The 23,317-nt window shown below is 71.4% G+C and carries 25 protein-coding genes; 14 read left to right on the forward strand and 11 right to left on the reverse strand.

Translation table 11 applies throughout. The features are described from left to right. Positions 1-43: 43 nt before the first annotated feature. From ACZ7L5_RS27395 to ACZ7L5_RS27415, 5 genes are all read left to right on the forward strand, one after another. Positions 44-1,327, forward strand: coding sequence for an ABC transporter substrate-binding protein (locus tag ACZ7L5_RS27395; RefSeq protein WP_471519583.1), 1,284 nt, complete (start codon positions 44-46; stop codon positions 1,325-1,327). Beyond that, a complete protein-coding gene (locus tag ACZ7L5_RS27400) occupies positions 1,324-2,268 on the forward strand; it encodes a carbohydrate ABC transporter permease (RefSeq protein WP_471519584.1) in 945 nt (314 codons plus the stop codon). Before ACZ7L5_RS27395 ends, ACZ7L5_RS27400 begins: the two co-directional genes overlap by 4 nt. Further along, positions 2,265-3,131, forward strand: coding sequence for a carbohydrate ABC transporter permease (locus ACZ7L5_RS27405; protein ID WP_471519586.1), 867 nt, complete (start codon positions 2,265-2,267; stop codon positions 3,129-3,131). Before ACZ7L5_RS27400 ends, ACZ7L5_RS27405 begins: the two co-directional genes overlap by 4 nt. Before the next feature lie 5 nt (positions 3,132-3,136). After that, positions 3,137-3,793: a hypothetical protein gene (locus ACZ7L5_RS27410; protein WP_471519587.1), complete on the forward strand. Its 657-nt coding sequence runs from the start codon at positions 3,137-3,139 to the stop codon at positions 3,791-3,793. A 129-nt stretch (positions 3,794-3,922) separates the two neighbouring features. Continuing rightward, a complete protein-coding gene (locus tag ACZ7L5_RS27415; RefSeq protein ID WP_471519589.1) occupies positions 3,923-4,375 on the forward strand; it encodes a phospholipase in 453 nt (150 codons plus the stop codon). A gap of 70 nt (positions 4,376-4,445) precedes the next feature. On the opposite strand, the gene ACZ7L5_RS27420 is transcribed toward ACZ7L5_RS27415, so the two are convergent. Next, entirely contained in the window at positions 4,446-6,701 is a 2,256-nt protein-coding gene (locus ACZ7L5_RS27420; RefSeq protein ID WP_471519590.1) for a heavy metal translocating P-type ATPase, read from the reverse strand. A gap of 67 nt (positions 6,702-6,768) precedes the next feature. Further along, positions 6,769-6,984, reverse strand: a complete 216-nt coding sequence (locus tag ACZ7L5_RS27425; protein WP_471519591.1) for a heavy-metal-associated domain-containing protein — start codon at positions 6,982-6,984, stop codon at positions 6,769-6,771. Between the two features lie 194 nt (positions 6,985-7,178). Here ACZ7L5_RS27425 and ACZ7L5_RS27430 point away from each other — a divergent pair, with 194 nt between their 5' ends. Beyond that, the gene (locus tag ACZ7L5_RS27430) at positions 7,179-8,141 is read left to right on the forward strand and encodes a hypothetical protein (RefSeq protein WP_471519593.1); all 963 of its coding nucleotides are present in this window, start codon (positions 7,179-7,181) and stop codon (positions 8,139-8,141) included. Positions 8,142-8,216: 75 nt separating this feature from the next. Here the strand turns inward: ACZ7L5_RS27430 and ACZ7L5_RS27435 are convergent, their stop codons facing one another. The 4 genes from ACZ7L5_RS27435 to ACZ7L5_RS27450 form a co-directional block, all read right to left on the reverse strand. After that, positions 8,217-8,438, reverse strand: coding sequence for an iron chelate uptake ABC transporter family permease subunit (locus tag ACZ7L5_RS27435; RefSeq protein ID WP_471519594.1), 222 nt, complete (start codon positions 8,436-8,438; stop codon positions 8,217-8,219). After that, positions 8,435-8,929, reverse strand: coding sequence for an iron chelate uptake ABC transporter family permease subunit (locus ACZ7L5_RS27440; RefSeq protein ID WP_471519595.1), 495 nt, complete (start codon positions 8,927-8,929; stop codon positions 8,435-8,437). Before ACZ7L5_RS27440 ends, ACZ7L5_RS27435 begins: the two co-directional genes overlap by 4 nt. A gap of 32 nt (positions 8,930-8,961) precedes the next feature. Beyond that, on the reverse strand, positions 8,962-10,797 hold the full coding sequence (locus ACZ7L5_RS27445; protein WP_471519597.1) for a glycoside hydrolase family 15 protein: 1,836 nt from the start codon (positions 10,795-10,797) through the stop codon (positions 8,962-8,964). Positions 10,798-10,892: 95 nt separating this feature from the next. Further along, positions 10,893-11,672: a DeoR/GlpR family DNA-binding transcription regulator gene (locus tag ACZ7L5_RS27450; protein ID WP_328883485.1), complete on the reverse strand. Its 780-nt coding sequence runs from the start codon at positions 11,670-11,672 to the stop codon at positions 10,893-10,895. 144 nt (positions 11,673-11,816) lie between these two features. Here ACZ7L5_RS27450 and ACZ7L5_RS27455 point away from each other — a divergent pair, with 144 nt between their 5' ends. Beyond that, positions 11,817-12,698, forward strand: coding sequence for an SIS domain-containing protein (locus ACZ7L5_RS27455; RefSeq protein WP_471519598.1), 882 nt, complete (start codon positions 11,817-11,819; stop codon positions 12,696-12,698). A 78-nt stretch (positions 12,699-12,776) separates the two neighbouring features. After that, positions 12,777-13,631 carry a class II fructose-bisphosphate aldolase gene (locus ACZ7L5_RS27460; protein ID WP_471519599.1) on the forward strand — a complete coding sequence of 285 codons (855 nt, stop codon included), beginning with the start codon at positions 12,777-12,779 and terminating at the stop codon, positions 13,629-13,631. A gap of 102 nt (positions 13,632-13,733) precedes the next feature. On the opposite strand, the gene ACZ7L5_RS27465 is transcribed toward ACZ7L5_RS27460, so the two are convergent. Then, positions 13,734-14,867, reverse strand: a complete 1,134-nt coding sequence (locus ACZ7L5_RS27465; protein WP_471520188.1) for a methyltransferase — start codon at positions 14,865-14,867, stop codon at positions 13,734-13,736. Positions 14,868-14,957: 90 nt separating this feature from the next. On the opposite strand from ACZ7L5_RS27465, the gene ACZ7L5_RS27470 reads away from it, so the two are divergent. Together ACZ7L5_RS27470 and ACZ7L5_RS27475 are read left to right on the forward strand one after the other, a co-directional pair. Then, positions 14,958-15,614: an alpha-ketoglutarate-dependent dioxygenase AlkB family protein gene (locus tag ACZ7L5_RS27470; protein ID WP_471519601.1), complete on the forward strand. Its 657-nt coding sequence runs from the start codon at positions 14,958-14,960 to the stop codon at positions 15,612-15,614. A 37-nt stretch (positions 15,615-15,651) separates the two neighbouring features. Continuing rightward, positions 15,652-16,890 carry an ROK family protein gene (locus ACZ7L5_RS27475; RefSeq protein ID WP_471519602.1) on the forward strand — a complete coding sequence of 413 codons (1,239 nt, stop codon included), beginning with the start codon at positions 15,652-15,654 and terminating at the stop codon, positions 16,888-16,890. A gap of 50 nt (positions 16,891-16,940) precedes the next feature. Here ACZ7L5_RS27475 and ACZ7L5_RS27480 read toward each other — a convergent pair whose 3' ends face one another. After that, positions 16,941-17,321 carry a YybH family protein gene (locus tag ACZ7L5_RS27480; protein ID WP_471519604.1) on the reverse strand — a complete coding sequence of 127 codons (381 nt, stop codon included), beginning with the start codon at positions 17,319-17,321 and terminating at the stop codon, positions 16,941-16,943. A gap of 120 nt (positions 17,322-17,441) precedes the next feature. Here ACZ7L5_RS27480 and ACZ7L5_RS27485 point away from each other — a divergent pair, with 120 nt between their 5' ends. Further along, positions 17,442-17,891 carry an RpiB/LacA/LacB family sugar-phosphate isomerase gene (locus tag ACZ7L5_RS27485; RefSeq protein WP_328883492.1) on the forward strand — a complete coding sequence of 150 codons (450 nt, stop codon included), beginning with the start codon at positions 17,442-17,444 and terminating at the stop codon, positions 17,889-17,891. Here the strand turns inward: ACZ7L5_RS27485 and ACZ7L5_RS27490 are convergent. Genes ACZ7L5_RS27490 through ACZ7L5_RS27500 form a run of 3 tightly spaced genes read right to left on the reverse strand, consistent with a single transcriptional unit; the run spans position 17,878 to position 19,522 of the window. Further along, entirely contained in the window at positions 17,878-18,312 is a 435-nt protein-coding gene (locus ACZ7L5_RS27490; RefSeq protein WP_471519605.1) for a tautomerase family protein, read from the reverse strand. The two genes, ACZ7L5_RS27485 and ACZ7L5_RS27490, sit on opposite strands and share 14 nt — an antisense overlap. Positions 18,313-18,358: 46 nt before the next feature. Then, positions 18,359-18,931 (reverse strand): DUF4865 family protein, encoded by a 573-nt coding sequence (locus ACZ7L5_RS27495; RefSeq protein WP_471519607.1) that lies wholly within the window; start codon positions 18,929-18,931, stop codon positions 18,359-18,361. 33 nt (positions 18,932-18,964) lie between these two features. Further along, entirely contained in the window at positions 18,965-19,522 is a 558-nt protein-coding gene (locus ACZ7L5_RS27500) for a TetR/AcrR family transcriptional regulator (RefSeq protein WP_471519609.1), read from the reverse strand. 187 nt (positions 19,523-19,709) lie between these two features. On the opposite strand from ACZ7L5_RS27500, the gene ACZ7L5_RS27505 reads away from it, so the two are divergent. Genes ACZ7L5_RS27505 through ACZ7L5_RS27515 form a run of 3 tightly spaced genes read left to right on the forward strand, consistent with a single transcriptional unit; the run spans position 19,710 to position 23,304 of the window. Next, a complete protein-coding gene (locus ACZ7L5_RS27505) occupies positions 19,710-19,991 on the forward strand; it encodes an SHOCT domain-containing protein (protein ID WP_391405085.1) in 282 nt (93 codons plus the stop codon). Then, positions 19,988-20,746 carry an ABC transporter ATP-binding protein gene (locus tag ACZ7L5_RS27510; protein WP_471519611.1) on the forward strand — a complete coding sequence of 253 codons (759 nt, stop codon included), beginning with the start codon at positions 19,988-19,990 and terminating at the stop codon, positions 20,744-20,746. The genes ACZ7L5_RS27505 and ACZ7L5_RS27510 overlap by 4 nt, the downstream gene beginning before the upstream one ends. Further along, positions 20,743-23,304 carry an ABC transporter permease gene (locus tag ACZ7L5_RS27515; protein WP_471519613.1) on the forward strand — a complete coding sequence of 854 codons (2,562 nt, stop codon included), beginning with the start codon at positions 20,743-20,745 and terminating at the stop codon, positions 23,302-23,304. Before ACZ7L5_RS27510 ends, ACZ7L5_RS27515 begins: the two co-directional genes overlap by 4 nt. The last annotated feature ends 13 nt before the right edge of the window (positions 23,305-23,317 follow it).

The raw sequence follows: 23,317 nt of genomic DNA on the forward strand, positions 1-23,317 counted from the left end.
GGGGGCCAACAGAAAGCCCGAGGAAAGGAGAGGTGACCTCGGCATGCCCGGACACAGGACAAAGGGGTTCTGCGCGTCGGCCGCCGCACTCGTGCTCTGCGCGATGCCGGTCGGCTGCGGCGGATCCGGAGAGTCGGTCGGCGGCGGCAAGGTGGTGCTGCGCTACACGTGGTGGGGCAACCCCGACCGCGCGGAACGCACCGAGCAGGCCGTCGCCCTGTTCGAGAAACAGCACCCGAACGTCCAGGTGCAGACGTCGTTCTCGGCCTACGACGCCTACAAGCAGAAGCTCGCCACCCAGGCGGCGGGCGGCGACGCCCCGGATGTGATGCAGCTCGACTACCGGCAGATCGACCAGTACGCCTCGGGTGACGTCCTGCTCGACCTCGCTCAGCAGGAGGCCGTACTGCGCACCGGTGAGATCGACGCGGGCCTGCTCGCGACCGGGCGGCTGGACGGCACGCAGTACGCGATCCCGCAGGGCCGCGGCACCGAGACCGTCGCCTATGACGTCAAGGCCTGGAAGGAGTCCGGCGTTCCGCTCCCGGGCGGGAGCTGGACCTGGGGCGAGTGGGCCGACGCCATGCGGGCCCTGACGGAGAAGACCGGCAAACCCGGCGCCACCGACCCCGGGCAGAGCGAGGACTGCTTCGAAGTCTGGCTGCGCGGCCAGGGCAAGTCCCTCTACACCAAGGACGGCGGGCTCGGCTTCACGGCCGGGGACCTGACCCGCTGGTGGACCTTCACCGACGGGCTCCGCCGCGAGGGCGTCGTCTCGCCCGCCGAGCAGACCACCCAGCTCGACGGCTCCGTGGAGAACACCCCGCTGGGGCGCGGCGAGGCCACCTCCGACTCCAACTGGGACGCACCGGCGAGCGGTTTCCTCGCCCTCATACCGAGCGGCGTCGCTCTCGCGCCGATGCCGTCCGGAGAGGACGGCACCCCCGGCCAGTACTTCAAGCCGTCGATGTTCCTCGGGGTCGGCGCCAACACCGCCCATCCGAAGGAGGCGGCGCAGCTCGTCGACTTCCTCATCAACGACGGGAAGGCGGCACAGATCCTCGGTGCCACCCGCGGCATCCCCGTCAACGAGTCCATTCGCAAGGCGATCGAGCCGCAGCTCAAGGACTTCGACCGGACGATCGCCGACTACCAGGCGTTGCTGGAGGGCTCTCTCAAGGACCCCCCGCAGGCCCCGCCCGCGGGCGACAACGCCCTGCAGACCACCTTCCAGCGCGACTACGACCAGGTGTCGTACGAGCGCATGTCGCCGAGCGAGGCGGCCGAGAACTACGTCACCGAGGCGAAGGCGGAGCTGAGGTCATGACCACCACCGACATCTTCGCGCCCGCCGCCGGGAAAGCGCGGGCCACCCCGGTCCCGAAGCGCCGGCCCAGGCGCGAACCACAGGGCCCCGCCTGGGTGTTCCTCTCGCCATGGGTGCTCGGCGCGATCGTCCTGACGCTGCTGCCGATGGCCGTGTCGCTGTACCTGTCCTTCACCGACTACGACCTGTTCAACCCGCCGCGCTGGGTGGGCCTGCGCAACTACGTCCAGATGTTCACCGAGGACCCGCGCTACTGGCGTTCAGTGGTGACCACTCTGACGTACGTCGTCATCGCCGTGCCCCTGCAACTCGCCCTCGCGCTGGGCGTGGCGCTCGCCCTGAAGTCCATGAAACGCGGCAAGGGCTTCTACCGGTCCGCGTTCTACGCCCCGTCACTGCTCGGCGCGTCGATGTCGATCGCCCTCGTCTGGCGCGCGATCTTCAACGACGGCGGCACCGTGGACAACCTGCTCGGCACCGGCGGCTGGGTCAACAAGCCGGGTTGGGCGTTGCTGGCCGTGGCGCTGCTGACGGTGTGGCAGTTCGGGGCGCCGATGGTCATCTTTCTCGCGGGACTCCAGCAGATCCCGGGCGAGCTGTACGAGGCGGCGGCCGTGGACGGCGCCGGGAAGTGGCGGCAGTTCCTGTCCGTCACGGTGCCCATGCTGTCCCCGGTCCTGTTCTTCAACCTCGTGCTGCAGACCATCCAGGCCTTCCAGGTCTTCACGCCCGCGTTCGCGATCGGCGCCGGCAAGGGCGGCCCCGCCGACTCGACCCTCGTCTACACCCTGTACCTCTACGACCGCGGCTTCGTCGCCTCCCACATGGGCTACGCCTCCGCCATGGCCTGGGTGCTGCTGACCGTCATCGGCGCCGTCACCGCGGTGCTGTTCCGCACCTCGCGCTCCTGGGTCTTCTACGCCTCCGAGGGGGACCGATGACCACCACCACAACGCCGGGCGTCCGCAAGCCCGTTGCCTGGGGGCGCATCGCCCTGCACGTCGGCTGCCTGGCCGCGCTGCTGGTCATGCTGTACCCGTTGGCGTGGTTGCTGGCCACCTCGCTCAAGCCCGCCGAGGAGGTCATAGCCAGCCTCAACCTGCTGCCCAGCCACCTGGAGTGGTCCAACTACAAGTCCGCTCTGGACGGCGTGAACGACGTCTCCATCTGGCGGCTGCTGAGCAACTCGCTGCTGATCGCGGGCGGCGCGGTCCTCGGCAACGTGATCAGCTGCTCGCTCGCCGCCTACGCCTTCGCGCGGCTGCGCTTCCGCTTCCGGGGCCCGCTGTTCGCGTTCATGATCGCGACGATCATGCTGCCGCATCACGCGGTGCTGATCCCGCAGTACATCATCTTCAACCAGCTCGGCCTGGTGAACACCTACTGGCCCCTGATCCTGCCGAAGTTCCTCGCCACCGAGGCGTTCTTCGTCTTCCTCATCGTGCAGTTCATGCGCGGACTGCCGCGCGAGCTGGAGGAGGCGGCCCGTATCGACGGCTGCGGCCCGTTCCGCAGCTTCTTCAAGATCGTGCTGCCGCTCACCCGCCCCGCGCTGATCACCACCGCGATCTTCACCTTCATCTGGACGTGGAACGACTTCTTCACCCAGCTCATCTATCTCTTCGACCCCGACAAGTTCACGCTCACGCTCGCCCTGCGGTCGTTCGTGGACGCCTCCAGCACCTCGGCGTTCGGCCCGATGTTCGCGCTGTCCGTCATCGCGCTGCTGCCGATCGTGCTGTTCTTCCTCGCCTTCCAGCGCCTCCTGGTGGAGGGCATGGCCAGCTCCGGACTCAAGGGGTGAGCGGCATGAGTGGACCGAGTGGACCGACTGGGACGCCGCCGCGGGAGGCGGGCGAGGTGTTCGGCCCGCGCATGACCCTGTTCGCCGACGTGCTGAGCGTCGGCCTCGCCACAGCCGTGGCCGGTCTGCCGCTGCTGACGGCGCCCGCGGCGCTGTCGACGGCGTGCGCGGTGCTGCGCGGCGCCCGTGAGGAGCGGCCTGCCACCGCAGGACGGTACTTCGCGCTGCTACGGCGGCGGCTGCGGGCCGGCGACCTTGCGGCGGGCGCCCTGGTGCTCGCGGGAACGCTGCTGCTCGCCGGTGACCTGGCGCTGGCGGGGGCGGGGCTGCCGGGTGCGCCGCTGTTCGTCGTGCCGGCCGGCGCGATCGGTGCGTGCGCCCTCGTGACCGGCCTCAGGGCCTGCGCCCGCCGCGAGTCGCTCACCGACTGGCGTGCGGCCGTGCGCGGGGCGGCCCGGGACTCCGTACAGGACGTGGGTGGCAGCGGCCTGGTGCTGCTCGCGGTGGCGACCGCGGTGCTGTGCGCCTGGATGATGGTGCCGCTCGCGTTCCTGGCCCCGGGGCCGCTCGCCCTGGCGGTCACCGCCGTGGACGTACGGAGGGAGGAGGGTAGGCGCGGGCAGACCGAGGCACGCCGCGCGGAGCGCGAATTCATCCCCTGATCTCCTCGCATGTCCCAGAGTTAACGGGTCATTAGGTCGCTTGCGGTGTAAAAGGACTGTTGGGGTGTCAATCATCTTGTCATGAACCTGTGACCCGACGGGCGGGTCGCAGCCTCATGGAGGTGTGGAATGCACCGCACACTCGCCACAGGTCTCGCAGCCTCAGCCCTCTCCCTCATGGCCGTCGTCGCCACCGCCACGGCCGCGGAAGCCGCCCCCGCCGACAAGCCCCAGGTCCTGGCCAACTGGACCCAGACCAGCGCGTCGAGCTACAACTCCTGGGCCGCCGCCCGCTCCAACCAGTCCGCCTGGTCCGCGTACGGCTTCGACTGGTCCACGGACTACTGCTCCTCCTCGCCGGACAATCCGTTCGGCTTCCCCTTCTCCACGTCCTGCGCCCGGCACGACTTCGGCTACCGCAACTACAAGGCGCTGGGCACGTTCAGCGCCAACAAGGCGCGTGTCGACAGCGCCTTCTACGAGGACCTCAAGCGCGTGTGCGCCGGCTACAGCGGTGCGTCGAAGACCGCCTGCAACAGCACGGCCTGGACCTACTACCAGGCCGTGAAGGCCTTCGGCTGACGAGCCGCTGAGTGACCGCACGGAAAAGGAAGGGGGCGCCGCTTGAGCGGCGCCCCCTTTGCATGACGATTCAGCTCGTGGCCCGGAACGAGCGCAGGCGCAGCGAGTTGCCGACCACGAAGACCGACGAGAAGGCCATGGCCGCTCCGGCGATCATCGGGTTGAGCAGGCCGGCCGCGGCGAGCGGCAGGGCGGCGACGTTGTAGGCGAAGGCCCAGAACAGGTTCGACCGGATGGTGCCGAGCGTCCGGCGGGAGAGCCGGATGGCGTCGGCGGCGGCGCGCAGGTCGCCCCGCACCAGGGTCAGGTCGCCCGCCTCGATCGCGGCGTCCGTACCGGTGCCCATCGCCAGACCCAGGTCGGCCTGGGCGAGCGCGGCCGCGTCGTTGACGCCGTCGCCGACCATCGCGACCGAACGGCCCTCGCCCTGAAGCCGCTTGACGACGTCGGCCTTGTCCTGCGGCAGCACCTCGGCGATGACGTCCTCAGGAGCGATCCCGACCTCGCGGGCCACGGCGTGCGCGACGGCACGGTTGTCGCCCGTCAGCAGAATCGGGGTGAGCCCGAGGCCGCGCAGTCGCCGGATCGCCTCCGCGCTGGTCTCCTTCACCGCGTCGGCGACCTCCAGGACCGCCCGCGCCTCACCGTCCCAGGCGACCGCGATGGCGGTACGGCCGCCCGCCTCGGCCTCGGACTTGGCCCGCCGCAGCTCCTTAGGCAGTTCCATCGCCCAGTCGGCCAGCAGCCGCTCCCGGCCCACCAGGACCGCATGCCCGTCGACGACGCCCTGCACCCCGAGGCCGGGTACGTTCGCGAAGTCCTCCGGCGTGGGCAGCGCACCCAGCTTCCGCAGCGCCCCGTCGGCCACGGCACGGGCGATCGGGTGCTCCGAGGCGTGCTCCAACGCGCCCGCGAGGCGCAGGACTTCGGCCTCGTCGGCGTTGCCCGCGGTGTGCACGGCCAACAGGGTCATCCGGCCGGTCGTCACGGTGCCCGTCTTGTCGAGGACGATCGTGTCGACCTTACGCGTGGATTCCAGTACTTCCGGGCCCTTGATCAGGATCCCGAGCTGCGCGCCGCGTCCGGTGCCCACCATCAACGCGGTCGGCGTGGCAAGACCCAGGGCGCACGGGCAGGCGATGATCAGTACGGCGACCGCGGCGGTGAAGGCGGCGACCGGCTCGGCCCCGTTGCCCAGCCAGAAGCCGAGGGTGGCCAGCGCCAGGGCGATCACGACCGGCACGAACACGGCGGAGATCCGGTCCGCGAGCCGCTGCGCCGCTGCCTTGCCGTTCTGCGCGTCCTCCACCATCCGGGCCATCCGGGCGAGTTGGGTATCGGCACCCACGCGCGTGGCCTCGACGACGAGCCGGCCGCCCGCGTTGATCGTGGCGCCGGTGACCCGGTCGCCCACGGCCACCTCGACCGGCACGGACTCGCCGGTGAGCATCGAGGCGTCCACCGCCGACGAGCCCTCGACGACGGTGCCGTCGGTGGCGATCTTCTCGCCGGGACGCACCAGGAACCGGTCGCCGGCCTTCAACTCCGAGACGGGTATGGTCCGTTCGGCGCCGTTCCCACCCAGGACGGTCACGTCCTTGGCGCCCAGCTCCAGCAGCGCCTTCAGTGCCGCACCCGCCTTGCGCTTGGAGCGGGCCTCGAAATAGCGCCCGGCCAGGATGAAGGCGATGACACCGGCGGCAGCCTCCAGATAGATGTTCCCGGAGCCGTCACTGCGCGCGATGGTCAGCTCGAAGGGGTGCGTCATGCCCGGCTCGCCCGCCGTGCCGAGGAACAGCGCCCACAAGGACCACAGGAACGCGGCCGAGGTACCCACCGAGATCAGCGTGTCCATGGTCGCCGCGCCGTGCCGCAGATTGGTGAACGCCGCCTTGTGGAAGGGCCACCCGGCATACGTCACGACGGGCGCCGCCAGCGTGAGCGACAGCCACTGCCAGTACTCGAACTGCAGGGCCGGGATCATGGCCATCGCGACGACCGGCACCGCGAGCGCCACGGCGGTGACCAACCGTTCCCGAAGCGGCCGCAGTTCATCGGGCCCGTCGCCGCTCCCGGCCTCCTCGGGTGCGGGCGGCGCCGGCTCCTGCGCGGTGTACCCGGTCGCCTCCACGGTGGCGATCAGGTCCTGGACGGACACGTCGTCGCCGTAGCTGACCTTCGCCTTCTCGGTGGCGTAGTTGACGGTGGCGGTCACGCCGTCCATGCGGTTCAGCTTCTTCTCGATGCGCGCCGCGCACGAGGCACAGGTCATGCCGCCGATGGCGAGCTCTACCTCGGTCGTGGGGTCGGACGCGGTGGTGGTCATCCCAGCTCCTCGTGCGGGGTGCGGGCGGAGCCCGGTGCGCCCGGGCCCCAACGATTCGGGGTGCGGGTCAGGCGGCGCGGCCGGTCAGCTCGTAGCCGGCCTCGTCGACGACCTCGGTGATCAGGGCGTCGTCCGGCTCGCCGGGGCTGGTGACGGTGACCTGGCCGGTCGCGAGATCGACACCGACCTCTGTGACGCCGTCCAGCTCGCTGATGACCTTGGTGAGCGTGGCCTTGCAGTGGGCGCAGCTCATACCGGACACGGCGTACGTGGTGGTGGTCATGGGTTCCTGTTCCCTCCGAAGGGGCACCGTCCCGGCGATCCGGGTACGGGGTAGGGGTATCCTTGCCGGTGTCCATGTATACCCCCATGGGGTAGTCGAGGCAAGTGAGGGACCGGGTTGACTTCATACCCCCTAGGGGTATCGTGAAGTGCAGTGAAGGATCATATCGAAGGACCGACCCGCAGGAGACCGCCATGCATGCCGGACTGAGGATCACCGCGTTCGCCGCCGCACTGACCGCGACCTTCGGCACCGCCTACGGTGTGGGCAAGGGCGTCGACCCGGTCGTCGAGGACCCGGCCCCCGCCCGCCACGAGAGCCACAGTGAGGCGCCATCGGCACGGGAGGGCGGCGGGCACGGCGGCGGGCATGAGACGAAGCCGGCCGGCGGGCTGCAGATCTCCGAGGGCGGCTACACCCTCGACCTGCGCACCCCGGGCGTCACGGCCGGACAGCGATCCGACCTGAGCTTCGTCATCCGCGACGACGACGGACGTGCCGTCACCGCCTACCGCCGCGAGCACGAGAAGGAACTCCACCTCATCGTGGCCTCACGCGACCTGGGCACCTACCGCCACCTGCACCCCACCCGCGCCGCCGACGGCACCTGGAGCATCCCCGTCGAGCTGCCCCGCGCGGGCGGCTACCGCGTCTTCGCAGACTTCACCCCGGCGAAGAAGGACGCCGAGAACCTCACCCTCGGCGCGGACCTGGCCGCCGCCGGCTCCTACGAGCCGCAGCCGATGCCGGTGCCGAACACCACGGCGAAGGTCCATGGCTACGAAGTCCGGCTGGACGGCGCCCTGCGCCCGGGCAAGGAGAGCGAGCTGAAGCTGAAGGTCTCTCGGGGCGGCCACCCCGTCACCAACCTCCAGCCCTACCTCGGCGCCTACGGCCACCTGGTGGCCCTGCGCTCGGGCGACCTCGCCTACCTCCACGTCCACCCCAACGGGGAGCCCGGCGACGGCAGGACGAAGCCCGGCCCGGCGATCTCGTTCACGGCGACGGCGCCGAGCAGCGGCGCCTACCGGCTGTTCCTCGACTTCAAGCACGAAGGGGAGGTGCACACGGCGGAGTTCACCGTGCGGGCAGGGGCGACGGCGCCCGCCTCACAGGCGCCCGGGCACGAGGACGGGACCGCGGAGCACGGGCACTGAGCGGCGGGTCGGATCCCCCCGCCCGCGTCTGCCTCCGCAGCAGCAGCCGCAGGTACACCCCGCCGACGACCGCGGTCACCACACCGAGGGCAGTTGCGCCGACTCGTGGATGCGCTGCGAGGCGAAGTCCGCGGCGACCACGAGCAGCGCGCCGGCGCAGGTGGCCGCGAGGAGGTTCGGGCCGGGGGCCCGGGGGAGCCGGCGGGCCGACTGGGGGGCGAGGAGGGCCACGAAGGGGATCGGGCCGGCGGCTGCCGTGGCCACCGCGCAGGCCGCCGTGCCCAGTACGAGGTTCACCAGCCGGGTCCGCTGGACCACACCCCGAGCCCGCCCGCCTCGTCGTCGCCCATTTCCAGGATCCGCATCCTGCTCGCGGCGAGCGCCACCAGCGGCAGCGCGACGAGCAGGCCGAGGGCAGCGGGGCGGACGTCGCACCAACCCCAACCGTTGAGGCTGCCGTTGAGCCACACCATCGCCTGGCCTGCCTGCGTGAAGCGGGCCTTGGCCGGCAAGTAGGCGTTCACACCCTGGAGCAGGGCGCTCACCCCGATGCCGACCAGCACCAGCCGGAACCCGTGGACGCCCTGCCGCCACGCCGGCAGATGCACGAGCACGGCCGTCGCGAGGCATCCGCCCACCGCCCCGAGGCGATCCGGCCGCCGGTGCCGCAGACGAGGATGCCGGTCAGCAGACGGGGGCAGCCTCAGGTCGTTGTACAGGGCGGGCCTGCGTTCCCCGGCGGGCACCGAGTGGATGACGGGCACGCCCGCGGCATGCGCGGCACGCACCCCCCGGGCGCTATTCGCCCGCTGAACTGACCTCAGCCCAGGGCGCGATCCAGGTTGAACGCCGCACTGATCAGGGAGAGATGGGTGAACGCCTGCGGGAAATTGCCCTGTTGCTCGCCCGTGTGGCTGATCTCCTCGGCATACAGGCCCAGATGGTTGGCGTACGTCAGCATCTTCTCGAAGGCCAGCTGCGCCTCGTCGACCCGTCCGGCGCGGACCATGGCCTCGACGTACCAGAACGAGCAGATGGAGAAGGTGCCCTCGTCGCCGCGCAGTCCGTCTGGGCTCGCCTCCGGGTCATAACGGTAGACCAGCGAGTCGGACACCAGGTCCTCGGTGAGGGCGTCGAGTGTGGACAGCCACTTCGGGTCGGTCGGCGCGATGAACTTCGCCATCGGCATCATCAGCACGGACGCGTCCAGTACGTCACTGTCCTCGCACTGGACGAAGGCCCTGCGGGTCTCGGACCAGCACCCGCTCATGATCCGCCGGTAGATCCTGTCCCGGCACTCCTGCCAGCGCGGCAGATCGGCGGGCAGCCCGCGGCGGTTGGCCATGCGGATGCCCCGCTCGATCGCCACCCAGCACATGAGCCGCGAGTACAGGAAGTTCTTGCGTCCGCCGCGGGTCTCCCAGATGCCCTCGTCCGGCTGGTCCCAGTTCTCGCACACCCACTCCACCAGCGCGCACACGTTGTCCCACTGGTCGCTGGAGATGGGCTGCGCCCACTTGTCGTAGAGGTAGATCGAGTCGATCAACGCGCCGTAGATGTCGAGCTGGAGCTGGTCGGAGGCGGCGTTGCCGACACGCACCGGAGCCGAGCCGAGATAGCCCTCCAGGTGGTCGAGTTCACGCTCGGGCAGATCGGTGCGGCCGTCGATGCCGTACATGATCTGCAACGGACCCGTGGGCGAGCCGTCGCCCCGGCTGACGTGATCGGTCAGGAACTTCATGAAGGCCTCGGCCTCGGTCGTGAAGCCCAGCCGCAGCATCGCGTACACGCAGAACGCGGCGTCGCGCACCCACATGTACCGGTAGTCCCAGTTGCGTTCGCCGCCGAGCTGCTCGGGCAGACTCGTCGTAGGCGCGGCCACGATGGCACCGGTGGGCGCGTAGGTGAGCAGCTTCAGGGTGAGCGCGGAGCGGTGCACCATCTCCCGCCAGCGGCCCCGGTACTCGGACGCGGACAGCCAGTTCCGCCAGTAGGCCACCGTGCTGTTGAACTGCCTCTCGGCCTCGGCCCGCGCGCACCGCTTCAGCGCGAGCGCCCCGCTGATCCGGTCCAGCGCCAGCACCGCCGACTCGCCCTGGGAGAGCTTGAATTCGCCGTGCACATCCGGCCCGTCGATCTCCAGCGGCACGGTGGAGGTCAGCCCGACCGAGAGCTCCTCCGACTCGAAGACCGCCACCTCGCCCTCCATGCGGACGGTGTGCTGCCGGGTGCCGTACTCGAAGCGGGGTGCGATGCGCGTACGGAACGGGATCGAGCCGCGTACGCACACCACACGTCGGATCAGCCGGTGCCGCTCGACCTCGGCCACATCGTCGTCGACCGGCATGAAGTCCTGCACTTCGCCGACGCCGTCCTCGGTGAAGAACCTGGTGATCAGGACGTTCGTGTCGGGGAAGTAGAACTGCTTGGTCCGGGCCGGCACGGAGGCCGCCAGCTCGAAGCAGCCGCCCTGCTCGGCGTCCAGGATCGCCGCGAAGACGCTGGGCGCGTCGAAGGCTGGGCAGCAGTACCAGTCGATCGTGCCGTCGATGCCCACGAGGGCCACGCTGCGCAGATCGCCGATCAGGCCGTGATCGGCGATCGGCACGTACCGCGACGCCCCCGGTGTGCCCGTCTCGATCGGAGTAGTGCTCATCGCAGCCTCCCTGGCCTGCCAAGCGCCTCGCTCCCAGCGTAGGTGGTATCGGCCGGAGGTGGGCCGGGCGGCGGGAGCCCGGGGCTGCCCGGGGCTCAGACCGCGACGACCCGCAGGCCCGCCTCCTCGAAGCGGCGCAGGGTCTCCGGATCGGCAGCCGTGTCCGTGACCAGCGTGTTCACCGCTTCGGCCGCGCAGATCCGGGCGAACGCCCGCTGGCCCAGCTTGCTGGAGTCCGCGGCCACGACCACGCGCTCGGCGCGCTCGCACAGCAGCCGGTTGATCGCGGCCTCCGCCTCGTCGTGCGCTGCGGCGCCGTGCGTGACGTCGAAGCCGACGACGCCGAGAACCGCCACGTCGATCGTGATCTGGGACAGCACCCCGTCCGCGAGCGGCCCGATGAGTTCGTACGACTGCGGGCGCGCCACCCCGCCGGTGACCACGATCTTGAACTGGGGGCGTACCGCCAGCTCATTGGCGATGTTGAGCGCGTTGGTGACGACGGTCAGTGCGGGCGACCCGGCCGCGAGGTCGCTGCGCACGGCCAGGGCACGCGCCACCTCGGTCGTCGTCGTACCGCCGGTCAGCCCGACCGCCTCGCCGGGGGCGATGATGTCGGCCACCGCCTTGGCGATGCGCTGCTTCTCGGAGGCGTGCCGGGCCGTCTTGTAGCGCAGCGGCAGCTCGTACGACACTCCGTGTACGACCGCCCCACCCCGTGTCCGCACCAGCATCTGCTGCTCGGCGAGCTGATCGAAGTCGCGGCGGATCGTTGCGGCCGAGACCTCCAGCTCGCCGGCCGCCTCCTCGACGTCCAGCCGGCCCCGCTCCACGAGCAGCTCCAGCAGCGCCTTCCAGCGGGCGTCGCGCGACATCCACCCTCCATTCCTCGATCTCCCGCGACCTTAGCGCACGCTTCTTCCCGTGTTTGCTTGATTATGCTCGAAAGCGGGCGCTATCTTGCAAGAACAATCAGATGACCTAGTGCAAGTTCCATCAGAGGTTCGGAGGATGGCGGCATGACGCATGTCGAGGACGAGCTCAACAGCCAGCCCGAGTGCTGGACCCGCGCCGCGACCGAGGCGCCCGCCCTCGGCGGGGTGCTGCCGACGCCGGGGGAGCGGGTCGCGGTCGTCGGCTGCGGGACGTCGTATTTCATGGCGCAGGCCTTCGCCGCGCTGCGTGAGGGGTCGGGCCGCGGCGAGACGGACGCCTTCGCCGCGTCGGAGTTCCCGCCCGGGCGCTCCTACGACCGTGTCCTCGCCCTCACCCGCTCCGGTACGACCACCGAAGTGCTGGACCTGCTCGGGCGGTTGAAGGGGCGTACGCCGACCGTCGCGATCACCGCCGACCCGGACACGCCCGTCATGGCGGTCGCCGACGAGATCGTGGTCCTGGACTACGCGGACGAACGGTCCGTCGTGCAGACGAGGTTCGCGACCACCGCCTTCACCCTGCTCCGCGCCCACCTCGGCCTGCACACCGACGCGGTCGTGGCCGACGCGCGCGCCGCGCTCGCCGGCGAACTGCCCGAAGGGCTGGTGGAGTGCGGGCAGTTCACCTTCCTCGGCCGTGGCTGGACCGTGGGCCTGGCCAACGAGGCCGGGCTGAAGATGCGCGAGGCGTCGCTGTCGTGGACGGAGGCCTACCCGGCCATGGAGTACCGGCACGGCCCGATCAGCATCACCACCGGCGGCACCGCGACCTGGATGTTCGGCGAGGCGCCCGAAGGGCTGGCCGAGCAGGTGCGTTCCATCGGCGGGCTGTGGATCGAAGGCGGCCTGGACCCCCTCGCCGAACTGGTCCGCGCCCAGCGGCTCGCGGTCGCCGTCGCCGCGGCACGCGGCCTCGACCCGGACCAGCCCCGCCACCTCACCCGCTCGGTGATCCTCGCCCCCTGACCCATCCCTGACGCGCCCACGACACGCTCCCCCCCGGCGTGTCCGACGCTTCCCTTCCGCGCCGAGAAAGGACAGGCCGTGCCCCTCGTGACCACCGGCGAGCTCGTCACCCGCGCCGCCACAGCCCGCTGTGCCGTCGCCGCCTTCAACGTCATCACCCTGGAGCACGTCGAGGCGGTCATCGCCGGTGCGGAGTCGGTGGGTTCACCCGTCGTGCTCCAAGTCAGCGAGAACGCCGTCAAGTTCCGCTACGGACGGCTCCTCCCCCTCGCCCGCGCCGCCGTCGCCGCTGCCGAACGTGCCGCCGTCCCCGTCGCGTTGCACCTCGACCACATCCAGAGCGACGACCTGCTGCGCCAGGCGCCGGACGCGGGCTTCAGCTCCGTGATGTACGACGCGGCACGCCTGCCGTACGCGGACAACCTGGCCGCGACGAAGGCCGCCGCCGACTGGGCGCACGCCCAAGGCCTCTGGATCGAGGCCGAGTTGGGTCGCCTCGGCGGCAAGAACGGCGAGCCGCCCCTCGACGCCCACGCCCCCGGTGCCCGCACCGACCCCGCCGAGGCTCACGCCTTCGTCACGGACTCAGGCGTCGACGCCCTCGCGGTCGCCGTCGGCAGCTCCCACGCCATGACCACCCGCACCGCCACCCTCGACCACGACCTCCTCAAGCGCCTCGCCGCCACCCTGGACGTCCCCCTCGTCCTGCACGGCTCCTCCGGGGTCCCCGACGACGAACTGACCGCGGCGGTCGCGGGCGGCATCGCCAAGGTCAACGTCGGCACGGCCCTCAACATCGCCATGACCGGAGCGATCCGCGAATTCCTCGCCGCCCATCCCGAGGCGGTCGACTCACGCAAGTACCTCAGCGTGGGGCGCGAGGCGATGGTGCGGGCGGTGGCGGACATCATCGGAGTGCTGAGGGCACCCTGACCGACCACCCCTGCAAGGAGACGTTGCTCATCCCGCTCTACGGGCGGGCTGTGCAGACACGCGAACTCAACCGCTACCGCGTCGGGGACGCCGACCGCACCGTCACTTCTTGACGGCCCTCAGCACCACGAACTTCGCGTCACTGGCGACGAGTTGACTGTTGCCGAACAGTCGCCGCAGCTTCACGTGGTAGCCGAGATGCCGGTTGCCGATGACCCACAGCTCACCGCCCGGCCGCAGCACGCGCCGCGCCCCCGTGAACATGCGCCAGGCCGTCGAGTCGGTCATGGCCTGGTGGGAGTGGAACGGCGGATTGTTGAGCACGAGGTCGACGCTCCCCGCCGGCACGCCCGCCAGCCCGTCCCCGACCCGGAACTCCGCGTGCCCCGCGACCCCGTTCGCCTTGTACGTCGCCTCCGCCGAGGCCACCGCCTGGAAGGACTCGTCCACGAACAGCACCTCGGCCTCCGGATTCGCCAGCGCCATCGCCGTACCGACGACACCGTTGCCGCACCCGAGGTCGACCACCCGCCGGCCGCCCTTGCTGTCGGGCAGGTGGCCGAGGAAGAACCGCGTACCGATGTCGAGCCGGTCGGCGCAGAAGACACCCGCGTGATTGACGACCGCGCGTCCCGAGACCGCGCCGATACCGTCGGGGAGCGTGTACGTGTACGGCCACGGGTTGGCGGGCCGCTCCGACGCCGGCTGAGGCGTGCAGAAGATCAGCCGGGCCTTTTTCTCGGCGAGCGAGGTGCGGGTCGGGCCGAGGATCCGCTCGAACAGCTGGAGCGTCGAGGTGTGGATCTCCTTCACCATGCCCGTGCCGACCACCACCGTGCCCTCGTGCACCGCGGGCGCGAGCCGCAGCAGCTGGTCCTCCAGCAGCGCGAGACTCTTGGGCACCCTGACCAGGAGGACGTCGACGCGGTCCGGTGGCGGGTCCTGCGTCGTGAGCAGCCGGACGTCGCCGGGTTCGGCGCCATGGCGGGCGAGGTTGGCCCGGGTCGCCTCCTGGGCAAGGTAGGAGTCCGTGATCTGCACCGGCTGGTGCGCCGCGAGCGCCGTGGCCAGGGCGCCCCAGCGGTCACCCACGACCACGACCGTGCCGGACAGCGGAACGTTCTGTTCGGCCAGATGCCTGAGGAGGTACTCGTCGGAGGCGTCCCAGGCGCGCAGCCTGTCCCGCGGGTCCTCGGGGAATCGGGACAGCGCGAGCTCGCCCCAGGGCGTCGTCATACGGTCGTTCATCGTGCGTCAAGGCTAAGCGACCCCGGCGGTGCCGCTTGCCGATCCGCAGCTCACGGCCGGTGGAGGAGGATGGGAGACATGGACGCCGAGCTGTTCCCCCGCGAGCGCACGGAGGTCGCGCCGGGCGCGGTGCAGATGCCCGGCTGGCTGGACGCGCAGGCCCAGCGCGAGCTGCTGGAGGCCTGCCGCGCGTGGTCGCGCCCGCCGGCCGGCCTGCGCACGGTGCGCACCCCCGGCGGCGGCACGATGACCGCCCGCCAGGTCTGCCTGGGCTGGCACTGGTACCCGTACGCCTACACCCGCACGGTCGTCGACGGCGACGGAGCCCCGGTGAAACCGTTCCCCGGGTGGCTGGGGGAGCTGGGCCGCCGCGCGGTGCGCGACACACTGGGCGCGGACCTGCTCGGCGGGGCGGAAGCGGCGTACGACATCGCCCTGATCAACTTCTACGAAGCCGATGCCCGCATGGGCATGCACCGCGACAGCGACGAGAAGTCGGACGCCCCGGTGGTGTCCCTGAGCCTCGGTGACACTTGCGTCTTCCGCTTCGGGAACACCGAGAACCGGAGCCGGCCGTACACGGACGTCGAGCTGCGCAGCGGCGACCTGTTCGTGTTCGGAGGCCCCTCGCGACTCGCCTACCACGGTGTGCCGAAGGTGCAGGCGGGCACCGCACCGCCGGAGTTGGGGCTGACCGGCCGGTTGAACGTCACGCTCAGAGTGAGTGGCCGGTAGGCCCGCCGGAGCTGCGGATCATGGGAGACTCGCCCTCATGAGCGGCAAGGCGGACCCCCGGACGGCGGGGGAAGGGACCACCTCGAGGACGCGGTTGGACCGGGGGCGCGGCGCGCTCGGACCCGCGTTGGAGCTCGTGCACACCGGACGCGCGCCCACCCGTGCGGTCCTCACCGCCGAGCTCGGCGTGACCCGGGCGACGGCTGGCGCGGTCGCGGCCGAGCTGGAGGCGCTCGGGCTGATCCGGGTCGACGCACGGCCCGGCGCGGCGGCGGGCTCGCAGGGGCGGCCCTCGCACCGGCTGGCGGTCGCCGAGGACGGCCCGGTCGTTCTCGCCGCGCAGGTGCACGCCGACGGGTTCCGGGCGGCGCTGGTCGGCCTGGGCGGCCGTATCGTCGCCACCGCGCCCGGCTGCGAGACCGTGGACGCCGACCCGGCGAAGGTGCTCGGGTCCGTCGTCGAGGCGGGCTCCGACCTGCTGCGCACGACCGGACGGCGCTGCGTCGGCGCGGGTCTCGCCGTACCGTCCGCCGTCGCCGAACCCGACGGCCTGGCCCTGAACCCCCTGCACCTGGCGTGGCCCGTGGGCGCCCCCGTCCGCCGTATCTTCACGGAGTGCGTGCGCGCTGCCGGGATCACGGGACCGGCGTTCACCGGCAACGACATCAACCTCGTCGCGCTCGCCGAGCACCGGCACGGAGCGGGGCGCGGCGCCCGCGACCTGCTGTGCGTGGCCACCGGGCACCGGGGCGTCGGGGGTGCGCTCGTGCTGGACGGCCGTCTGCACACCGGCAGTTCGGGCCTGGCCCTGGAGGTCGGTCACCTCACCGTGAACCCCGAGGGCAGGCCCTGCCACTGCGGCAGCCGCGGGTGCCTCGACGTCGAGGCCGACCCGCTGGCCTTCCTCACGGCCGCCGGCCGCGAGCCCGGCCCCGAGATCTCCCTGCTCCAGCAGGCCAAGGATTTGATCCGCACCCGGTACGACGACCCCACGATCCGCGTCGCCACCGAGGCTCTCATCGACCGCCTCGGCCTGGGTCTCGCCGGCCTGGTCAACATCCTCAACCCCGACCGCATCATCCTCGGCGGCCTCCACGCCACCCTCCTCGACGCCGACCCCGACCGACTGCGCGCCGTCGTCGCCGACCGCAGCCTCTGGGGGCAGAGCGGCAGCGTCCCGATCCTCGCGTGCACCCTCGACCACAACAGCCTGGTCGGCGCGGCCGAGTTGGCCTGGCAGCCGGTCCTGGACGATCCGCTGGGGGCGCTGACCTAGGGCCTGGCCTGGTTCCTCCGTCGCGATGCCGCGGGAACTCGGAACAGGCGCTAGACGAGTCCGCCCGGCGGCAGTCCCAGCTCGCGGCGTGCCGCAGGCGAGTCCGTGCGCACCCGCCACTCGCCGACCAGCCCACCGGTGACGCGGGCGGTCCACAGCGCCGGGCCGGCAAGCTCGGGCCGCGAGCAGAGGGAGTATCCGGACACCGAGACGACCTCGTCCCCCACGGTCAGGTCGGTGAATACGTTCCGGTAGTCCGCGAAGGCCGTGAAGAACGCGCGCCACGCCTCGATGCAGGCCCCTTTTCCGCTGACGGTGTTGCCCGCGGTGTCGATGAAGGTGTGGTCGTCCGACATCAGCGAGGCCAGCTCGGTGAGGTCACGGTCGTTGATCGCGTCGTTGAAGCGCTGGACGACATCCACGGCATCCATCCCGGCCTCCGTTCCCCCAGGTCTCCTGGCGGTCACCTCCATGCTCGGCCGCAGCCGCGACGACCGCACCCCCGGCCCACGGTCGCACACCCGCGGGCGGACCTGGGTACCCTTCGTGACATGCGGATCTCCGTCTCCTCCGACATGGACGAACCCGTGGCCCGCAGTCTCGTGGCCGAGCTGCGCGCCCGTGGCCACGCGGTGGTCACGCACGGGGCGCTGAATCCCGACTCGGACCCCCAGTGGGCCGCCTGCTCCGAAGCGGCCGCCCGCGAGGTCGCCGACGGTACGGCGGACCAGGCGGTCGTATGCTGCTGGACCGGCACGGGCGCGTCGATCGCCGCGAACAAGGTGCCGGGCGTACGGGCCGCCCTGTGCGCGGACGCCTACACGGCGGACGGCGCCCGCCGCTGGAACGACGCCAACGTCCTCGCCCTCAGCCTGCGCCTGACGTCCGAGCCGCTGCTCAAGGAGATCCTCGACGCCTGGTTCGCCGGCGCGGCGAGCGACGACGCCGAGGACCGCGAGAACGTGGCCCGCATCGGCCGCCTGGACGTCAGGGAGCCGTGAAGCTCTCCGAGGTGGGGGAGTCGACTGGGGCGGGGGCATCGGCGTACTGCGCGACTCCCTCGCCGAACGACCAGTTGAGGGGCTCGTTCTCGATGAGGTTGACGAACACGTTGCGAGACTCGGTCCCCGCGTAGGCGTGGGCGAGTTCGGCGATCCGCCGGTACAGCGCCTGCTTCTGGGCGGGAGTCCGGCCGGAGCGCAGAGTGATCGTCACGTACACGATGCCGTCGTCCCGGTGGATGCCGAGATAGCCGTCGTCGTAGCGCAGGGTGCTGCGGGTGCCGTCGTGGCCGACCAGCACCTGGAACCGGTCATCGGGCGGAATCCCGATGGCCTCGACCAGGGCGTCGTGCACGGCACGACCGAGCGCGTCGAGCCGCTCGGGGCCGGCTCCCAGGGCGTCGATGCGGACGAAGGGCATGGGCCGGTTCTCCTTGTCGCTTGTCGCTTGTCGCGTGTCAGCGCAGTCAGGCAGGTGCGTCGAGCGGCAGCCGCCCCGGCACGGACAGGTGCAGCACCTCGTACACGTCGCCGTCGGCCTTGGGCGTGTCGTTCTCCCAGAGGGAGAAATGGATCACCTCCCAACGGCTCGTGTCCACGGCCGCAGCCGCGAGCACTGCACCGTCCCCGTCGGCCAACCTTTCGGTCTCCCGCGACGCCTTCGCCGTCAGGCCCGTCAACTGCACGCCGTCCGGGACCTGTTGACGTCGCAGAACCGCCACCCGCGCACGCGAAGGAGCGGCGCCCTCGTGCGCCAGCACGGTCCACTGACGGACCGACGGCCGTCCGAAGTCGTCTGCGATGCCCTGGAACGGGCCGCCCCAGAGGAAGGCGTTCATGCCCGCGACGGTGTGCCACAGATAGAACGGCGCGTACTCGTTGACCGGTGACCCGTGCACGCCGCGCTCGCGTATCAGGTATGCCTTGAGGCCGAGCCCCTGCCACTCGTCGAGCAGGTGCCCCTTGCTCGCCACACGACGTCGGATGATCTCCATGTCGTAGTCGGCGGGCAGGGTGATCCGGTACTGCATCGCGTGCATCGTGCCGCCTTCCTGGCGCGTCCGGTGCGGTTCCTAGCGGGGTGCAAGAAGGGACAGCAGGCCTCGGACGCCCATGTCGAACGCGGCGGGCGAGCCGGACGCGCGGGCGAGGACATAGCCGCCCTGGACGGTCGCGACGATCGTCGCCGCGATCGCCTCGCCGTCGAGCCCGGGCGCCAACTGGCCCTGCTCCCGGCCCTCCTCGACGATCCCGGCGAGGCGTTCGCGCAGCCAGTCGAGCGTCTCGTCGACGGGCGCCCGCAGTTCGTCGCTCGCGATCACGTCCGGGTCCATCGTGAGCCGCCCGATCGGACAGCCGCGCAGCACCTCGCGCTCACGCCGCAGATAAGCCTCGATGCGCTCGTACGGGGTTCCCGGACCGTCGAGTACTCCCGCGGCGGTAGCCCGCATCTCCTCGGCGGTCCGCCGGATCGCGGCCAGCGCGAGATCCGGCTTTCCCTTGAAGTGGTGGTACATGCTGCCCTGCCCGGCCCCCGCACGCTCCAGGATCGCCTTGGGGCTGGTGCCCACATAGCCGCGCTCCCACAGCAGTTCGCGCGTGGACTCGATCAGTCGGTCGGGGGTGCTCATGCACCTCACTGTACATACTAGTAGTTACAGAAGTCGAGCCCGTCCGGAGCAGCGGAACCGGCCCCGCCTACTCCCCGCGAGGTACGCACACTGCCGCTGGCCGTACGACGACCCGGAGCCCCTCACGGCGCGAGTCTCGAGACATCACCGAAAGACCCGACCGAACCGACCCGGGAGATGACTCGAGATGCAGACCCTGGCACACTTCGCCGACGGCGGCCCCGGCCCGTGGATCCTCCTCTTCCCGCTGATCTGGGCGGCCGTCGTGATCGGTGGCATCACGCTGCTGCGCCGCACCGTGTGGCGCGGACGCCGCGGCCCCGGGCGGCCCGCCCCCGACGACAACTCGCCCATCACCGTGCTCGGCCACCGCTTCGCCTCCGGCGAGATCGACGAGGACGAGTACTGGCGCCGGCTGTCCGTCCTGGACGAGCAGTTCGGCCGTACGGGCAAGGGCGGTGCGGCATGACCGTCACGACCACCACGACAGGCACGCCGACGGCCGCCCGTGTCGTGGACGCCGTGAAGGTGTACGGCACCGGCGACACCAGCGTGAGGGCCCTGGACGGGGTGAGCGTCGACTTCCCGGTCGGCCGCTTCACCGCGATCATGGGGCCCTCGGGCTCCGGCAAGTCCACCCTCATGCACTGCGCGGCCGGCCTCGACACGCTCACCTCGGGCACCGCCCACATCGGCGACACCGAGCTGAGCAGCCTCGACGACCGTCGCCTCACCCTCCTGCGCCGCGACCGTGTCGGCTTCGTCTTCCAGGCCTACAACCTGGTACCGACGCTGACCGTGGCCGAGAACATCACGCTGCCGCTGGATCTCGCGGGCGGCAAGGGCGACCCGGAGTGGATCGACGCGCTCGTCGACGTCGTCGGCCTGCGCGGCCGGCTCCACCACCGGCCCGCCGAGCTCTCCGGCGGCCAGCAGCAACGCGTTGCGGTGGCCCGGGCATTCGCCGGCCGGCCCGATGTCGTGTTCGCCGACGAGCCGACCGGCAACCTCGACTCGCGCTCCGGCGAGGAGGTCCTCGGACTGCTCGGCCGCGCGGCGCGCCAGACGGCCCGCACGGTCGTCATGGTCACCCACGACCCCGTGGCCGCCGCCCACGCCGACGAGGTCGTCTTCCTCGCGGACGGCCGCCTGGTCGACCGCATGGAATCCCCGACCGCCGACAAGGTCCTGGACCGCATGAAAGCCTTCGAGGTGCCGTCATGAACGCCTCCGTCCGCCTCAGCGTGTCCTCCCTGCGTGCCCACAAGCGCCGCTTCGCCGGCACGTTCCTCGCGGTGTTCCTCGGCGTTGCCTTCCTCGCCGGAACCCTCGTCATGGGCGACACCCTGCGGGCCGGCTTCGACACGATGTTCGGCAACGCGACCAGCGGCACGGACGCCGTCGTCCGCAGCGCCGACGCCATCACCACGCCCGGCGAGAGCGAAGGCGTGCGCGAGCCCGTCGACACCGATCTGGTGCGCACCATCGAGCAGGTCCCCGGCGTCGCGGCAGCCGCGCCCAGCATCCAGGGCGCCGGCCAGCTCATCGGCAGGAACGGCGACCCCATCGGCGGGCAGGGCCCGCCCACCCTCGCCGGTAACTGGATCGACGACCCCGAGCTCAACCCGTACCGCCTGGCCGAAGGCCGCGCCCCGCAGAAGTCCGGCGAGGTCGTCGTCAACCGGGGCACCGCCGACCGCGGCGACCTGAGGATCGGCGACACCACGACCCTGCGCACACCCGACCCGGTCGAGGTGACCGTCGTCGGCCTCGCGACCTTCGGCGGCGAGGACGGCATGGCCCAGGTGACCTTCACCGGCATGACCCAGGCCGACGCCGAGAAGTACCTCACCGCCAGCCCCGGCGAAGCGGCGACCATCCAGGTGCGGGCCGGACCGGACGTCAGCCAGCAGGAGCTGGTCGACGAGCTGACGTCCGTGCTGCCCAGCGGCGTCGAGGCCATCACCGGTCAGGAGTCGGCCGAGGAGAACACGGAGATGATCTCCAGCCAGTTCCTGACCATCTTCACCACCTTCCTGCTGGTCTTCTCCGGCGTGGCCCTGCTCGTCGCGACCTTCTCCATCCACAACACCTTCGCGATCGTCGTGGCCCAACGCACCCGCGAGAACGCTCTGTTGCGAGCCCTTGGTGCCTCGCGCCGCCAGGTCACCGCGTCGACCCTCGTCGAGGCGACCGCCGTCGCCGTCACCGCGTCGGTGACCGGCCTGGCGGGCGGCATCGGCATCGCGGCCGGCCTCCAGGCGCTGTTCCCGGCGATCGGATTCCCGTTCCCCGAGGGCGACTTGGTGATCAGCGCGATCTCCATGGCGCTGCCCCTCGCGGTGGGCATCGTGGTATGCCTCGGCTCCGCGCTGCTGCCCGCCGCACGCGCCGGCCGCACCGCGCCGCTGGCCGCCCTGCGCGAGACGGCCGTCGACACCTCCGGCGCCTCCCGTGCCCGCGCCGTCACCGGTCTCGGTCTCATCGCCCTCGCGCTCGGTGTGACGCTCACCGGCGTCCTGGTGTCCCCGTCCATGTGGCTGGCCGCAGCCGGCGCCGTCCTCGCCCTGGGCGCCTTCGTGGTCCTCGGCCCGGTCGCCTCCTCGACGGCCGTACGGATCCTCGGCGGTCCCCTCGACCGACTGCGCGGCGTCACCGGCGGCCTCGCCCGGCGCAACGCCCTGCGCAGCCCGAAGCGTACGGCCGCCACCGCGAGCGCCCTGATGATCGGCGTGGCCGTCGTGTCGCTGTTCACCGTGTTCGGCGCCTCGCTGAAGGCGACCATGGACCAGACCGTGTCCCGGTCGTTCGCGGGCGACGTGGCCGTCAGCACCCCGTCGTTCGGCGCGGGCGGCAGCGGACTGAGCCCGCGCCTCGCCGACGCGGTCCAGCGGCTGCCCGAGGTGGACACGGCCGTCGGACTCGGCCGGGGCGTCGCCGAAGTCGACGGCAAGGGACGGGCGTTGACGGTCACCGACCCGGTCGCCCTGGAGCGCACCTTCGACCTCGGCTCCGTCAGCGGCTCCCTGCGCGACCTAGGCACCGACGGCATCGCCATCACCGAGAAGGAGGCCGACAAGCAGAACCTGACGACCGGCGACAGGGCCCGGCTCACCTTCACCGACGGCCGCCAGGAGACCTTCACGGTCCGAGCGGTCTACGGCCAGTCCGAACTCGCCGGCGACTACGTCGTCACCCGCGACGCCTGGGCCCCGCACCGCACCCAGGACGCCGACACCCTGGTCGCCGTCTCCTTCAAGGACGGCGTGAGCACGGACGAGGGCAAGGCGGCGGTGGAGAGGGTTGCAGACCAGTACGGCAACCCCGACGTGCAGACCCGCGACGAGTACGCGCAGTCCTCGGCCGGCGGCATCGACATGATGCTCACCCTGGTCTACGCACTGCTCGCCCTCGCCGTGCTCATCGCACTCCTCGGCATCGCCAACACCCTCACCCTGGCGATCCACGAGCGCACCCGCGAACTGGGCCTGCTGCGGGCCGTGGGTCAGACCCGCCCCCAACTGCGCGCCATGGTCCGCTGGGAGTCGGTGCTGGTGGCCGCCTTCGGCACAGCCGGGGGCCTCGCCCTCGGCGCCTTCCTCGGCTGGGTCCTGGTCGAGGCCTCCGACGGGGCGAGCGACAGCGCCTTCGCCTTCGCGATGCCGCCGCTCCAACTCGCCCTGGTGGCCCTGGTCGGCATCACGGCCGGAGCCCTGGCAGGGCTGCGCCCCGCACGTCGGGCGGCCCGCCTGGACGTACTACGGGCGATCGCCACCGAGTGACACCGGTGACGAC

The sequence above is a fragment of the Streptomyces sp. NPDC107528 genome (assembly GCF_055639295.1).